This is a genomic window from Cognatishimia activa (assembly GCF_001458335.1).
GTDB classification, from domain to species: Bacteria; Pseudomonadota; Alphaproteobacteria; order Rhodobacterales; family Rhodobacteraceae; genus Cognatishimia; species Cognatishimia activa.
This window is the reverse complement of sequence record NZ_CYTO01000024.1, coordinates 1,011,125-1,023,200: the sequence shown is the minus strand read 5'-3', so window position 1 is coordinate 1,023,200 and position 12,076 is coordinate 1,011,125. Positions and strand designations below refer to the sequence as shown.

General features: G+C 58.8%; 16 protein-coding genes. All 16 read left to right on the top strand.

Annotated elements, in window-relative coordinates:
• A partial coding sequence (locus tag TA5113_RS16145) for a phage terminase large subunit family protein (RefSeq protein WP_165589432.1) occupies positions 1 to 687 on the top strand: 687 nt, incomplete at its 5' end.
• 96 nt (positions 688 to 783) lie between these two features.
• Positions 784 to 1,959: a phage portal protein gene (locus TA5113_RS16140; RefSeq protein ID WP_058315849.1), complete on the top strand. Its 1,176-nt coding sequence runs from the start codon at positions 784 to 786 to the stop codon at positions 1,957 to 1,959.
• Positions 1,952 to 2,182 (top strand): GTA head formation protein, RCAP_rcc01685 family, encoded by a 231-nt coding sequence (locus TA5113_RS16135; protein ID WP_058315850.1) that lies wholly within the window; start codon positions 1,952 to 1,954, stop codon positions 2,180 to 2,182. Before TA5113_RS16140 ends, TA5113_RS16135 begins: the two co-directional genes overlap by 8 nt.
• Before the next feature lie 11 nt (positions 2,183 to 2,193).
• Complete coding sequence (locus TA5113_RS16130) at positions 2,194 to 2,736, top strand: HK97 family phage prohead protease (RefSeq protein ID WP_181949479.1); 543 nt, start codon at positions 2,194 to 2,196, stop codon at positions 2,734 to 2,736.
• Between the two features lie 27 nt (positions 2,737 to 2,763).
• Positions 2,764 to 3,948, top strand: coding sequence for a phage major capsid protein (locus tag TA5113_RS16125; protein ID WP_082625930.1), 1,185 nt, complete (start codon positions 2,764 to 2,766; stop codon positions 3,946 to 3,948).
• A 151-nt stretch (positions 3,949 to 4,099) separates the two neighbouring features.
• Positions 4,100 to 4,699, top strand: a complete 600-nt coding sequence (locus tag TA5113_RS16120) for a head-tail connector protein (protein WP_058315853.1) — start codon at positions 4,100 to 4,102, stop codon at positions 4,697 to 4,699.
• Positions 4,696 to 5,034: a head-tail adaptor protein gene (locus TA5113_RS16115; RefSeq protein ID WP_058315854.1), complete on the top strand. Its 339-nt coding sequence runs from the start codon at positions 4,696 to 4,698 to the stop codon at positions 5,032 to 5,034. Before TA5113_RS16120 ends, TA5113_RS16115 begins: the two co-directional genes overlap by 4 nt.
• Complete coding sequence (locus TA5113_RS16110) at positions 5,031 to 5,441, top strand: DUF3168 domain-containing protein (protein WP_058315855.1); 411 nt, start codon at positions 5,031 to 5,033, stop codon at positions 5,439 to 5,441. Before TA5113_RS16115 ends, TA5113_RS16110 begins: the two co-directional genes overlap by 4 nt.
• Positions 5,442 to 5,467: 26 nt before the next feature.
• Positions 5,468 to 5,881 (top strand): phage major tail protein, TP901-1 family, encoded by a 414-nt coding sequence (locus tag TA5113_RS16105; RefSeq protein WP_058315856.1) that lies wholly within the window; start codon positions 5,468 to 5,470, stop codon positions 5,879 to 5,881.
• Between the two features lie 3 nt (positions 5,882 to 5,884).
• Positions 5,885 to 6,220 carry a gene transfer agent family protein gene (locus tag TA5113_RS16100; protein ID WP_058315857.1) on the top strand — a complete coding sequence of 112 codons (336 nt, stop codon included), beginning with the start codon at positions 5,885 to 5,887 and terminating at the stop codon, positions 6,218 to 6,220.
• The gene (locus TA5113_RS16095; protein ID WP_058315858.1) at positions 6,207 to 6,407 is read left to right on the top strand and encodes a rcc01693 family protein; all 201 of its coding nucleotides are present in this window, start codon (positions 6,207 to 6,209) and stop codon (positions 6,405 to 6,407) included. Before TA5113_RS16100 ends, TA5113_RS16095 begins: the two co-directional genes overlap by 14 nt.
• Positions 6,400 to 7,059, top strand: coding sequence for an RcGTA-type gene transfer agent tail tape measure protein (locus TA5113_RS16090; RefSeq protein ID WP_058315859.1), 660 nt, complete (start codon positions 6,400 to 6,402; stop codon positions 7,057 to 7,059). The genes TA5113_RS16095 and TA5113_RS16090 overlap by 8 nt, the downstream gene beginning before the upstream one ends.
• A gap of 11 nt (positions 7,060 to 7,070) precedes the next feature.
• The gene (locus tag TA5113_RS16085; RefSeq protein WP_058315860.1) at positions 7,071 to 7,703 is read left to right on the top strand and encodes a DUF2460 domain-containing protein; all 633 of its coding nucleotides are present in this window, start codon (positions 7,071 to 7,073) and stop codon (positions 7,701 to 7,703) included.
• A complete protein-coding gene (locus TA5113_RS16080) occupies positions 7,703 to 8,572 on the top strand; it encodes a phage/gene transfer agent baseplate hub protein (RefSeq protein ID WP_058315861.1) in 870 nt (289 codons plus the stop codon). Before TA5113_RS16085 ends, TA5113_RS16080 begins: the two co-directional genes overlap by 1 nt.
• Positions 8,569 to 9,006 (top strand): NlpC/P60 family protein, encoded by a 438-nt coding sequence (locus tag TA5113_RS16075; protein WP_058315862.1) that lies wholly within the window; start codon positions 8,569 to 8,571, stop codon positions 9,004 to 9,006. The genes TA5113_RS16080 and TA5113_RS16075 overlap by 4 nt, the downstream gene beginning before the upstream one ends.
• A gap of 2 nt (positions 9,007 to 9,008) precedes the next feature.
• Positions 9,009 to 12,076, top strand: a 3,068-nt coding sequence (locus TA5113_RS16070) for a baseplate multidomain protein megatron (protein WP_258953936.1), incomplete at its 3' end; no start/stop codon positions are given.

The following is a 12,076-nucleotide window of genomic DNA, read 5'->3' as shown; positions in this document are numbered from 1 at the left end:
TTAGGGCAGAAGGCGTCTACAATTCTAGGGGCTATTCACTACAAGGGCACGCGGTTGGGGCGGCAGGAGCTGGAAGGCGTGTTGATGGCAGATATTGAGGGCGCGTTGTGGACGCGGTCTTTGGTGGATGCGGCTGAGGTGTCGCGCGTGCCGGATTTGGACCGGATTGTCGTGGCGGTTGATCCGCCGGTGACGGGAACGGCGCAGTCTGATGCCTGCGGGATCGTTGTTGTTGGGGCGGTGCTGGAGGGGCCTCCGCAGGAGTGGCGCGCTTTCGTGCTGGAGGATGCATCGGTGCAGGGTTTGTCGCCGCAGGGCTGGGCTGAGGCGGCCTGTGATGCGGCGCGGCGCTGGGAGGCGGATCGGTTGGTGGCAGAGGTCAATCAGGGCGGCGACCTAGTGGAGAGTGTTGTGCGGCAGATCGATCCTTTGATGGCCTATCGGGCGGTGCGGGCGAAACGCGGAAAGGTGGTGCGCGCAGAGCCGGTGGCGGCACTTTATGAGCAGGGCCGTGTGCATCATGTGCGTGGGCTTGGCGAACTAGAAGACCAGATGTGCCTGATGGGACGACAAGGCTTTGAAGGGGATGGCTCGCCCGATCGGGTGGATGCTCTGGTCTGGGCATTGACGGATTTGATGTTGGAGCCATCGCAGGGTTGGGCGCGGCCTTCTGTGAGATCTTTATGAGGTGTTGCATCCGGTGAGAACGGCCATTTGTCAGGGGTTTAACAGGTTCTTGGCAGATTGGTTTTCAACGAAGCGATACACATGAAGGCGAGGCGGATGGTGTTTGAGTTTTTAAAACGCGGCGATGGCAAAGCGCCGGAACAAAAAGCCAGCGCGACCGCGCCTGTGGTGGCCTATCAGTCGTCGGGCCGGGTGGCTTGGTCTCCTCGGGATACGGTATCATTGACCAAGACAGGCTATGCGGGGAACCCGGTTGGGTTTCGATGTGTGAAGTTGATTGCAGAGGCGGCGGCGGCGGTGCCTTTGGTGCTTGAGAATGCCGAGACGCGGTTTGAGACGCACCCGGTTTTGTCGCTGTTGTCCCATCCGAACCTGGCGCAGGGGCAGGCGGAGTTTGTGGAAGCCTTGGTGGCGCAGTTGATGCTGTCAGGCGATGGCTATGTGGAGGCTGTGGGCGAGGTCGGTTTGCCGACTGAGCTGCATGTGCTGCGTTCGGACCGCATGCGGGTTGTTCCCGGCGCTGATGGTTGGCCTGCTGGTTATGAATATGCGGTGGGTGGGCGCAAGCATCGGTTTGACGTTTCAGGGCATCCGCAGATTTGTCATCTGCGAAACTTCCATCCGCAGGACGATCACTATGGGTTTTCGCCCATGCAAGCGGCGGCCATGGCGATTGATGTGCATAATAGCGCGTCTCGCTGGTCTAAAGCCTTGCTGGACAATGCGGCACGGCCTTCGGGCGCGATTGTTTATAAGTCGGCAGATGGGCAAGGGAGCTTGGCCTCAGATCAATATGATCGCTTGGTGTCTGAGATGGAGACCCACCATCAGGGCGCGCGCAATGCGGGGCGGCCAATGCTGTTGGAAGGTGGTTTGGATTGGAAACCCATGGGGTTTTCGCCGTCCGATATGGAGTTCCAGAAGACCAAAGAATCGGCGGCGCGGGAGATTGCCTTGGCCTTTGGGGTGCCGCCGATGTTGTTGGGCATTCCAGGGGATGCGACTTACGCGAATTATCAAGAAGCGCATCGGGCGTTTTTCCGGCTGACGGTTTTGCCATTGGTGAGCCGGGTGGCGGGGCGCTTGGCGGATTGGTTGAGTGGATTTTCTGGCGAGGTTTTGAGGCTGAAACCGGATCTGGATCAGGTGCCTGCGTTGAGCGCTGAGCGGGATCATCAGTGGCAGCGCGTTCAAGGCGCGGATTTTCTGACGGCTGCTGAGAAGCGGCGGATGCTGGGGCTGCCTCCGGTGATGGAGGGCGCCGATGGCTGAAGGGGATCGATATGGGTTCGAAGCTTTTGATTGTGCGCCGGCGTTGCGGCTGGAGGCCCATGAACGGGTGGCGAAGCTGCAATTTGAAAGCCTGAACAAACGGTTAGATCGCATTGAGGCGATGATTGAACGGCTGGAGAAGCGGTTGTGGTTGACGGTTTATGGCGTGGTTGGAGTGATCTTGGCGCAGGCGTTTCAGTCGTTGATTGAGGCCGGATTGTGAGAGGCATGGATATGGAATTGGAACGGAAATTTGCCCGGTTCGGGGATGGTCTGACGGTTGACGCGGGCAATGTGATTGAAGGCTATGCCTCGTTGTTTGGTGCGTCTGATCAGGGTGGCGATGTTGTTGAGAAAGGTGCTTATGCGGCGTCCCTCAAGGAGCTCGCGGCGGCGGGGCGGTCGGTGAAAATGCTTTGGCAGCATGACCCAAGCCAGCCCATCGGGATTTGGGATGAGGTGCGTGAGGATGAACGCGGTTTGTACGTAAAGGGTCGTTTGCTGGACACGGTCACGAAAGGCCGGGAAGCGGCGGCATTGATTGCGGCGGGGGCGATTGATGGGTTGTCGATTGGCTATCGCACGGTGCGCGCTGTGAAGAATGAGAAGGGCCAGCGGGTCCTCCACGAATTGGAGCTTTGGGAGGTGTCATTGGTCACCTTTCCGATGCTTCCCACCGCGCGGGTGACGGCGAAACAGGAAGATCCTGACGCTAACATGTTGCGCGCTTTGGCGGGTGTTTTTGAGGATGCACGCCTTCAGATGGCGCGGGACTAAGCGCCGCTAACGTCGAAAGGGACAAGAATGACCAAGACGGGAACCGGGCTGATGGCCCGGAACGGAGAAGATGTGTCTCCGGTGGAGGGTGTGAAGGCCGCAGTGGCAGGGTTTGCTTCTGATTTCAAAGGCTTTCGCGGTGAAGTTGAGAAGAAATTGCAACAGCAGGACGAGCGAATGAACAAGTTGGATCAAAAGACGATGATGGCGGCGCGCCCGATTTTGGAGCGCACGGATTATGAGGCTCCGCATAAGAAGGCGATGGCGGCCTATCTGCGCACCGGTGATGATGATGGGCTGCGTGGGCTGGAGTTGGAAGAGAAGGCGCTGTCCTCGGTCATCAATAGCGATGGCGGGTATTTGGTCGATCCGGTGACGTCGGAGGAGATCAACTCTGTGCTTGCGTCTACCGCGTCTATTCGGGCGATTGCGAATGTGGTGAATGTGGAAGCGACGTCTTATGACGTGCTGATTGATAGCTCTGAAATGGGGGCTGGCTGGGCGGATGAAACATCTGCCACGTCGGAGACCGGCACGCCAACGATTGAGCGGATTGCCATTCCTTTGCATGAGCTGTCGGCTTTGCCGAAAGCGTCGCAGCGTCTGTTGGATGACAGCGCCTTTGATGTGGAAGGCTGGCTGGCCAAACGCATTGCGGACAAGTTTGCCCGTGCGGAAGCGGCGGCGTTCATTACCGGGGATGGGATCGACAAGCCGGTGGGCATTTTGAGCCACACGGCGGTCGCGAATGACAGCTGGTCCTGGGGCAATATTGGTTATGTGGCCACGGGCATGGATGCGGCGTTCAACGGCGGCGATGCGCTGATTGATCTGGTCTATGCGGTGGGGGCGGAATATCGCGCCAATGGGTCCTTCGTGATGAATTCAAAGACTGCGGGGGCTGTGCGCAAGCTGAAGGACGCAGACGGCCGTTTCCTTTGGTCTGATGGGTTGGCGGCGGGTGAGCCTGCGCGTTTGCTTGGCTATCCGGTGCTGATTGCCGAGGATATGCCGGATATTGCCAGCGGGGCTGATGCCATTGCCTTTGGCGACTTTGCGGCAGGCTACACCATTGCGGAACGCCCGGACCTGCGGGTGCTGCGTGATCCGTTCTCTGCGAAACCTCATGTGCTGTTTTACGCCACCAAACGGGTGGGCGGTGACGTGAGCGATTTCGCTGCGATCAAGCTGCTGCGCTTCGCGGTGTCCTAAGGGTGCATCGCGAGTGGTGAGATGGCGCGGCTGTCTCACCGGGGCGTGCGCCAGACGCGTTTCTGGCTGCTCCCCTCCCACTGAGTGACGCGTGGTGCGCGCCCCAGAACGATGGGGAGAGTGAGGGGAGCGATAGGTTTAGGGGAACTCCATGTATGTGATGGATCAAACAGAATTGCCGGTATCGGCCTTGCCCATGGCGGAGTTCCGGGCGCATTTGCGACTGGGTACAGGGTTTGCGGAAGACAGTCTGCAGGATGTGGTTCTGGAGAGTTTTTTGCGGGCGGCCCTGGCTGCGGTGGAGGTGCGCTGCAGTAAGGTTTTGATTGCGCGGGTTGTGACCTGGCGGTTGCATGAATGGCGCAACCAGCAGAGCGAGGTTTTGCCTCTGGCGCCGGTGAGGGCCGTGGAAGCGGTGCGGTTGTTGGATGGCGAGGGCGTGCCCAGTGAAGTGGCAGCGTCAAGCTATCGCCTTGAGATGGATGCGCATTTTCCGATGCTGCGGGCGACGGGAGCCTGTTTGCCTGCGCCGGTGTTGGGCGGTCAAGTCGAGATTGTGGCCAGCGTGGGCTTTGCGGCGCAATGGTCGGGCGTGCCTGCGGATCTACAGCAGGCCGTCATGATGTTGGCGGCGCATTATTATGAATATCGCAATGAAACGACGCTGGACACGGGCTGTATGCCCTTTGGGGTCAGCAGTCTGATTGCGCGCTATCGGCCGGTTCGGATTGGAATGGAGGGTGCGCGATGAGACAACCAATGCTCAACCGATTGATGGTTTTGGAAGCGGTGACGCGGAACTCTGACGGGGCAGGTGGCTTTGTGGAGAGCTGGGATGCTTTGGGTCAGCTGTGGGCGGAGGTGCGGCCGAGGTCCGGCGGTGAGCGCGATCGTGAAGATGTGGGCGTGTCTCGGCTGGATGTGAAAGTGACGGTGCGGGGTGCTCCGGTGGGGTCAATGAAGCGCCCGGTTGCTGGGCAACGGTTTCGCGAAGGGGCGCGGGTGTTTCGGATTATGGCGGTGACCGAGCCGGACGTGGCTGGACGCTACCTAACTTGTTTGGCGCGTGAAGAGGTGGCGGCATGAGTTACGGCGTGGCGGTGGCCCTTCAGGCAGCGGTGTATCAGCATTTGTTGAGCGACACGGGCGTGAGCGATCTAGTGGGTAGCGCGATTTATGACGAAGTGCCTAATGGCACGATCCCTTCGACTTACGTGAGTTTGGGTGCGGAAACCGTGCTGGATCGTTCGGATAGCGATGGCAGCGGGGCGTTGCATCGCTTTGAGGTCTCCGTGGTGTCCGATGTGAGCGGGTTTGCGGGCGCAAAGGCTGTGGCCGTGGCGGTGAGCGATGCGCTCACAGATGCGGATTTGACGCTTGCGCGGGGGCAGCTGGTGGCTCTGCGCTTTGAACGCGCGGTGGCGAGCCGGGAAGAGGCGGCGAACCTACGCCGGATTGATCTGCGCTTTGGGGCGCGGGTTCAGGACGATTGATTTTCTAACAGAAAGGGGCCGGTCAGATGGCGGCACAGAACGGTAAGGATCTGTTGATCAAGGTGGATATTTTGGGCGACGGCAGCTTTGTGACGCTGGCAGGATTACGCGCCACTCGGATTAGTTTTAACGCGGAAAGCGTGGATGTGACCTCGCTAGAAAGCCAGGGCGGTTGGCGCGAGCTGCTTGGGGGTGCCGGGGTGAAGTCGGCGTCTATCTCGGGCTCTGGCGTTTTCAAAGACGAAGACACCGATGAGAGGGCGCGGCAATTGTTCTTTGACGGAGAAGTGCCGGGATTTCAGGTGATTATCCCCGATTTTGGAGTGGTCGAAGGCCCGTTTCAGGTGACGTCTTTGGAATATGCGGGGACCCATAATGGCGAGGCGACCTATGAGTTGGCCTTGGCTTCTGCCGGTGCTCTGACCTTTGTGGCGCACTAAGCGATGGCCAATCCTCATGCAGGTGAAGTGGCGCTGGTTGTGAATGGTGAGCGGCGGTTGGCGAAGCTGACTTTGGGGGCTTTGGCGTCTTTGGAGGCGCGGCTTGAAAGTGGGTCTTTGGTGGCGCTGGTGGAGCGGTTTGAGGGCGGGGCGTTTTCGGCCTCTGATGTGATTGCTTTGCTGCATGCGGGGTTGGCGGCGTGCGGCTGGGATGGCTCTGAGAGCGATCTGGCTGCGGCAGAGATTGAAGGCGGGCCGATGGTGGCGGCACAAATGGCGGCGCGGCTGTTGGCGGTGGCGTTTGTGGTGCCGGGAGACACGCCTGATGGCGGGGTTTGATTGGCCAGCTTTGATGCGGGCGGGGTTGCATGGGTTGCGGCTTAAACCCTGTGAATTTTGGGCGCTTACGCCCGCAGAGTTGGCGATGATGTTGGGGCAATCCAAGGGCGTTGCCCCCATGAGCCGGGGGCAATTGGATCAGTTGCTGGCGGCCTATCCCGATCAGGAAGGAAAGAGAGATGACTGACTTTGAAAGCCTTGGGGATGTGCAGGATCACCTTGAAGGGGTTGCCGACAGCGCTGTGGCGACCAGCGACATGTTGGCGGCATTTGATGGCGAGCTACAGCGGGTGCGTCAAAGCCTGCAAATGGCGGGCGGCGATTTTCAGACTTTTGAGAAGGGCTTGTCTAAGGGGCTGAAAAAAGCAGTCGATGGGCTGGTTTTGGATGGCGAAAGCCTGAGTGACGCGGTGCGGACCGTGTTCAAGAGCGTGATGGATGCAGCCTATCAAGCGGCGGTGACGCCGGTGACCAATCATTTTGGGTCGTTGATTGCCCGTGGGGTTGGCGGGTTGTTTAGCGGTTTGAGCCCCTTTGCGGATGGGGCGAGTTTTGCCCAGGGACGTGTCATGCCATTTGCCAATGGTGGCATCGTGAGCCAGGCGACGGCTTTTCCCATGCGAGGGGGCACGGGCTTGATGGGCGAGGCAGGGCCTGAGGCGATTATGCCTTTGGCGCGCGGCGCTGACGGCAAGCTGGGCGTGCGCGGCGGGGGTGCGCGGCCTGTGCAGGTGGTCATGAACATCCAGACATCTGATGTGGAAGGGTTCCGTCGCTCTCAGGGGCAGATCGCGGCGCAGATGAGCCGTGCCGTGGCGCGTGGCCAGCGAAATTTGTGAGGATCGAGGCGATGAATTTTCATGAGATAAGATTTCCGGCGAACCTGAGCTTTGGGTCCATTGGCGGACCAGAACGGCGGACAGATATTGTGACGCTCGCCAATGGATTTGAAGAGCGCAACACGCCCTGGGCGCATGCCCGAAGACGGTATGATGCGGGGGTTGGGATGCGCTCGCTGGATGATATCGAGACGTTGATTGCGTTTTTTGAGGCGCGGCGTGGACAGCTTTATGGATTTCGTTGGAAGGATTGGTCGGATTTTAAATCGGCGAAGGCTTCAGGCGATGTGCATTACCGGGATCAGGTGATTGCGACCGGGGATGGCGAGACCCATGTGTTTCGGCTGCACAAGACGTATCGTTCGGGCGATGCGTCTTATCAGAGGCCGATTTTTAAGCCTGTCGCTGGGACCGTGCGTGTTGGGGTTGCCGACACCGAGCAGCTCGAAGCGGTTGATTTTACGGTCAATTTGGAAAGTGGTGAGATCACTTTGGTGCAAGCGCCTGCACCGGGGGAAGAGGTGACAGCGGGGTTTGAGTTTGATGTGCCGGTTCGGTTTGACACGGATCGTATTCAGACCAGCGTGGCGAGCTTTCAGGCAGGCGATATGCCCAACGTGCCGGTGGTGGAGGTGCGTGTGTGATGAGTTTATCGGAGGAATTCGCGGCGCATTTAGCGAGCGGTCTGACCACCTTGGCGCGTTGCTGGCGTGTAGCACGCGAGGATGGGGTGGTGTTTGGGTTTACGGATCACGATTGTGCCTTGTCCTTTGAAAATACGGGATTTCTGGCCGATAGCGGTTTGACCGCTGCTGCTCTGGAGCAGGGATCTGGGCTTGGGGTGGATAACACCGAAACGCTTGGGGCTTTGTCCGCAGATGCGATTACCGAAGAGGACATTGCCGCCGGGCGATATGATGGCGCTGAGGTCACGTGTTGGTTGGTGAATTGGGCTGATGTGTCTCAGCGATTGGTGCTTTTCGCGGGCCAGATTGGTGAGGTGACCCGCAGTGGTGGGGCCTTTCGAGCGGAGCTTCGGGGCTTGAGTGAACCGCTTAATCAGCCGGTTGGGCGCGTTTATCAGAAAAGCTGTCCGGGGGGGGTGGATGGATGCGCTGTGGACGAGGCCGATCCAGCGTTTCGCATCGCCGCGTTGGTGGTTTCTGTGCAGGAAAACATGGTGTTTGAGCTGGACGGGGCAGTGGCGTTTGATGCGGATTGGTTCACACATGGGCATTTGATCCACGAAGGGTCGGGGCTGCGCGGGGTTATTAAGTCAGATCAGGTGGTTGATGGGCAGCGCGTTGTTGAGCTGTGGACCCCAATAGATGTCCCAGTCGCGATTGGTGACAGCATGGTTTTGGTTGCAGGTCATGACCGGTCCTTTGCCACTGCGCGCTTCAAGTTTGATGATGTGCTCAATTTCCGAGGGTTTCCAGATATCCCCGGGGATGATTGGATCACCCATGTGCCGCGCAAGGATGGGGTCAATGATGGCGGCAGCCTGCGATGAGGGCGGATGTCGTGGCGAGCGCGCGCTCTTGGATTGGGACGCCTTATGTACATCAGGCTTCGGTCAAAGGGGCTGGGTGCGATTGTCTTGGCCTGATCCGCGGGATTTGGCGAGAGGTGGTTGGGAGCGAACCTGAGTTGATCCCCGCCTATTCGCAGGACTGGTCTGAGACCGCGCAAGATGAGGCGCTGTGGAGGGCGTCTTTGCGGCATTTGATTTCTAAGGATCTTAGAAAAGCCGAGCCCGGCGATATTTTGCTGTTTCGCATGCGTGATGGAGCCGTGGCGAAGCATTTGGGCATTCAGTCAGCCATCGGGGCTGAGCCCAAATTTATTCATGCATTTGCGGGCCATGCGGTGATTGAGAACCCTCTAAGCCAACCCTGGTCGCGCCGGATTGTGGCGCGGTTTGCCTTTCCAATTCAGGAGGTCTGATCATGACTACTATGGTGCTTTCCGCAGCGGGCGCTGCGATTGGTGGGGCGATTGGGGGGTCGGTTTTCGGGCTGTCCTCGGTTGCGATTGGCCGCTTTGTGGGTGGCGTGGCTGGCCGTGCCATTGATCAGCGGATTTTGGGATCGGGAGGAGCGGCCGTCGAGACCGGGCGTATTGATCGCTATCGCATCACTGGATCCGCGGAGGGGCGTGCCGTCAGCCAAGTCTATGGTCGCATGCGCATTGCCGGTCATGTGATATGGGCGACGCGGTTTCAGGAAGCCGCAACGACCTCCGGCGGCGGCAAGGGCGCGCCGCCGCAACCAAAACGGACTGAGTTTAGCTATTCAGTGTCGCTGGCAATTGCGCTGTGTGAAGGCGAGATTTCGGGCGTCACGCGGCTTTGGGCGGATGGGCGTGAGATTTCAATGCAGGATGTGACCATGCGAGTTTATCCAGGGGATGACACGCAATTGCCGGACCCAAAGATTGAGGCAGTTGAAGGCGCCGGCACTGTCCCGGCCTATCGCGGTACCGCATATGTGGTCTTTGAAGATCTCGAGCTGGGTCAGTTCGGCAACCGTATCCCTCAGTTTTCCTTTGAAGTGTCGCGACCCTCTCCTAAGACCCAGTTTGAAGCGGATATTGAACCGGCGCAGGCAACGCGCGCGGTTGCTTTGATCCCCGGTACCGGGGAATACGCTTTGGCCACGGAGCCGGTCTATTATGAGAATGGTCCAGGGCGGAAATGGGCGGCGAATGTGAACTCGCCTTCGGGGCAGGCGGATTTTGTAAGTGCTTTGAATGTCTTGGAGGGTGATCTGCCAAACTGTGAGGCAGCGTCTTTGATCGTTAGCTGGTTTGGTAATGACCTGCGGTGTGGCGAGTGTCTGATCCGCCCCATGGTTGAAAAGGATGAATTTGAAGGCTCGATGCCATGGCGAGTGGCTGGGCTGACGCGTGGGTCTGCCGAGGCGATGCCGACGCAAGATGAACGGCCCATCTATGGGGGTACGCCAACCGATCAATCGGTCATTCAGGCGATTGAGCACATGCATGCCCAAGGCAAAGCGGTGATGTATTATCCATTCATTTTGATGGATCAGTTGGATGAGAATGGGTTGCCTGATCCGTGGACGGGTGCGGACGATCAGCCGGTTTTGCCGTGGCGGGGGCGCGTGACGCCTTTGGTTGCGCCGGGGAAGGCGGGCAGCCCTGACGGCACGGCTGTGGCTGATGCGGAAGTTGCAGACTTCTTTGGAACGGCTGCTGCCAGTGATTTTGCGGTGAGCGACGGCAACGTGACGTATTCAGGCCCCAATGAGTGGCGGTATCGCCGGTTCATTTTGCATCAGGCGGCATTGTGTAAGGCGGCTGGCGGGGTTGAGTCCTTCTGTATCGGTTCTGAGATGCGCGGGCTGACTTGGATCCGCGGTGCGGGTGGCGCCTTTGTGGCGGTGAACGCATTGATCGATTTGCTGAAAGAGGTTCGCTCGGTTTTGGGCCCTGATGTGAAGCTGTCTTATGCCGCCGATTGGAGCGAGTATTTTGGGTATCAGCCACAGGATGGCAGTGGCGACAGGTACTTTCATTTGGATGCGCTGTGGGCCGATGAGGATATCGATTTCATTGGGATCGACAATTACATGCCTCTTTCAGATTGGCGTGACGGCAGTGAACACGCGGATGCGGGTTTTGGGTCGATCTATGATCTGGATTACCTGAGCGCCAATATTGAAGGCGGGGAGGGCTATGATTGGTATTACCACTCTGAAGAGGCGCGAGAGGCGCAGATACGTACGCCTATAACGGATGGGGCACATGGGGAGCCTTGGATCTATCGTTACAAGGACGTGCGGAATTGGTGGGAGAATGCGCATCATGAGCGGGTTGGCGGCGTGCGTTTGGAGGAGGCGACGGAATGGGAGCCTCGGTCTAAACCCATTGTGTTCACGGAATTGGGCTGTGCGGCCATCGATAAGGGGACCAATCAGCCCAACAAGTTTTTGGATCCGAAATCGTCCGAAAGTACCGCGCCACATTATTCGAATGGTCAGCCGGACGAATATATTCAACATCAATATCTTAAGGCGCAGTACCGCTATTGGGGCGATGAGACAAACAACCCAGTTTCAGAGGTTTATGGTGGCCCGATGATTGATATGTCACGTGCCTTTGTCTGGGCTTGGGACTCTCGGCCGTTTCCTTGGTTTCCGCGTAACAGCGACCTTTGGAGTGATGGGGATAATTTCCGGCGCGGTCATTGGCTGTCTGGGCGCGCAAGCCATCGCAGTTTGGCGTCGGTGGTACGTGAGATTTGTGAACGTGCGGGGGTGCGGGCTTTTGATGTGTCGGGGCTACACGGTGTGGTGCGTGGATTTGCAACCCATGAGGTTGGTGAATTGCGACGGAGCCTGCAGCCTTTGATGCTGCGCTATGGGTTTGATGTGGTGGAACGCGCGGGGGTTTTGACCTTTGTGATGCGGGGCAAGGCGCCGGTGTTGGCGCTTGATGAAGAAACGCTAGCGGTGACAGCGGACCTGCCAGTGGGCCCAGAGCGCATGCGGGAGGCTGAGGCTGAGACCGTTGGGCGCGTGCGGCTTGAAGCAGTCAGCGCGCTTGCGGATTATGAGACGCTTGCCGAGGAAGGCGTTTTTGCTGACGACCCGAGCGAGGCCGTGTCTCAAAGTGAATTGAATATCGTGATGGAACGTGGCGAAGCGCGGCAGGTGGCAGAGCGGTGGTTGGCGGAATCTCGACTGGCGCAGGATACGGTGCGCTTTGCGCTGCCAATGTCCAAATTAGCTGCGCGTGTCGGGGATGTGGTGTCTTTGCTGGACGCGAATGGTGCTCCGCAATCGTATCGCATTGACCGGATGGAAGCGGCTGAGGCCATCCAGTGTGAGGCGACACGGGTCTCAGAGCGCGTATATCAGCCGCGTTCGCTTGAATTGGAGGAGGGCGTTTTGCCTGCTTTCAACACGCCGATTCCAATGACGCCGCTCTTCATGGACCTGCCATTGATCACTGGGGATGAGCTGCCCCATAGCCCGCATGTGGTTGCGGTGGC

Excerpts from the sequence above, each read along its gene's own strand:
- TA5113_RS16140 (WP_058315849.1), top strand. The coding sequence starts at position 784 with ATGGTGTTTGAGTTTTTAAAACGCGGCGATGGCAAAGCGCCGGAACAA.
- TA5113_RS16135 (WP_058315850.1), top strand. The coding sequence starts at position 1,952 with ATGGCTGAAGGGGATCGATATGGGTTCGAAGCTTTTGATTGTGCGCCG.
- TA5113_RS16130 (WP_181949479.1), top strand. The coding sequence starts at position 2,194 with ATGGAATTGGAACGGAAATTTGCCCGGTTCGGGGATGGTCTGACGGTT.
- TA5113_RS16125 (WP_082625930.1), top strand. The coding sequence starts at position 2,764 with ATGACCAAGACGGGAACCGGGCTGATGGCCCGGAACGGAGAAGATGTG.
- TA5113_RS16120 (WP_058315853.1), top strand. The coding sequence starts at position 4,100 with ATGTATGTGATGGATCAAACAGAATTGCCGGTATCGGCCTTGCCCATG.
- TA5113_RS16115 (WP_058315854.1), top strand. The coding sequence starts at position 4,696 with ATGAGACAACCAATGCTCAACCGATTGATGGTTTTGGAAGCGGTGACG.
- TA5113_RS16110 (WP_058315855.1), top strand. The coding sequence starts at position 5,031 with ATGAGTTACGGCGTGGCGGTGGCCCTTCAGGCAGCGGTGTATCAGCAT.
- TA5113_RS16105 (WP_058315856.1), top strand. The coding sequence starts at position 5,468 with ATGGCGGCACAGAACGGTAAGGATCTGTTGATCAAGGTGGATATTTTG.
- TA5113_RS16100 (WP_058315857.1), top strand. The coding sequence starts at position 5,885 with ATGGCCAATCCTCATGCAGGTGAAGTGGCGCTGGTTGTGAATGGTGAG.
- TA5113_RS16095 (WP_058315858.1), top strand. The coding sequence starts at position 6,207 with ATGGCGGGGTTTGATTGGCCAGCTTTGATGCGGGCGGGGTTGCATGGG.
- TA5113_RS16090 (WP_058315859.1), top strand. The coding sequence starts at position 6,400 with ATGACTGACTTTGAAAGCCTTGGGGATGTGCAGGATCACCTTGAAGGG.
- TA5113_RS16085 (WP_058315860.1), top strand. The coding sequence starts at position 7,071 with ATGAATTTTCATGAGATAAGATTTCCGGCGAACCTGAGCTTTGGGTCC.
- TA5113_RS16080 (WP_058315861.1), top strand. The coding sequence starts at position 7,703 with ATGAGTTTATCGGAGGAATTCGCGGCGCATTTAGCGAGCGGTCTGACC.
- TA5113_RS16075 (WP_058315862.1), top strand. The coding sequence starts at position 8,569 with ATGAGGGCGGATGTCGTGGCGAGCGCGCGCTCTTGGATTGGGACGCCT.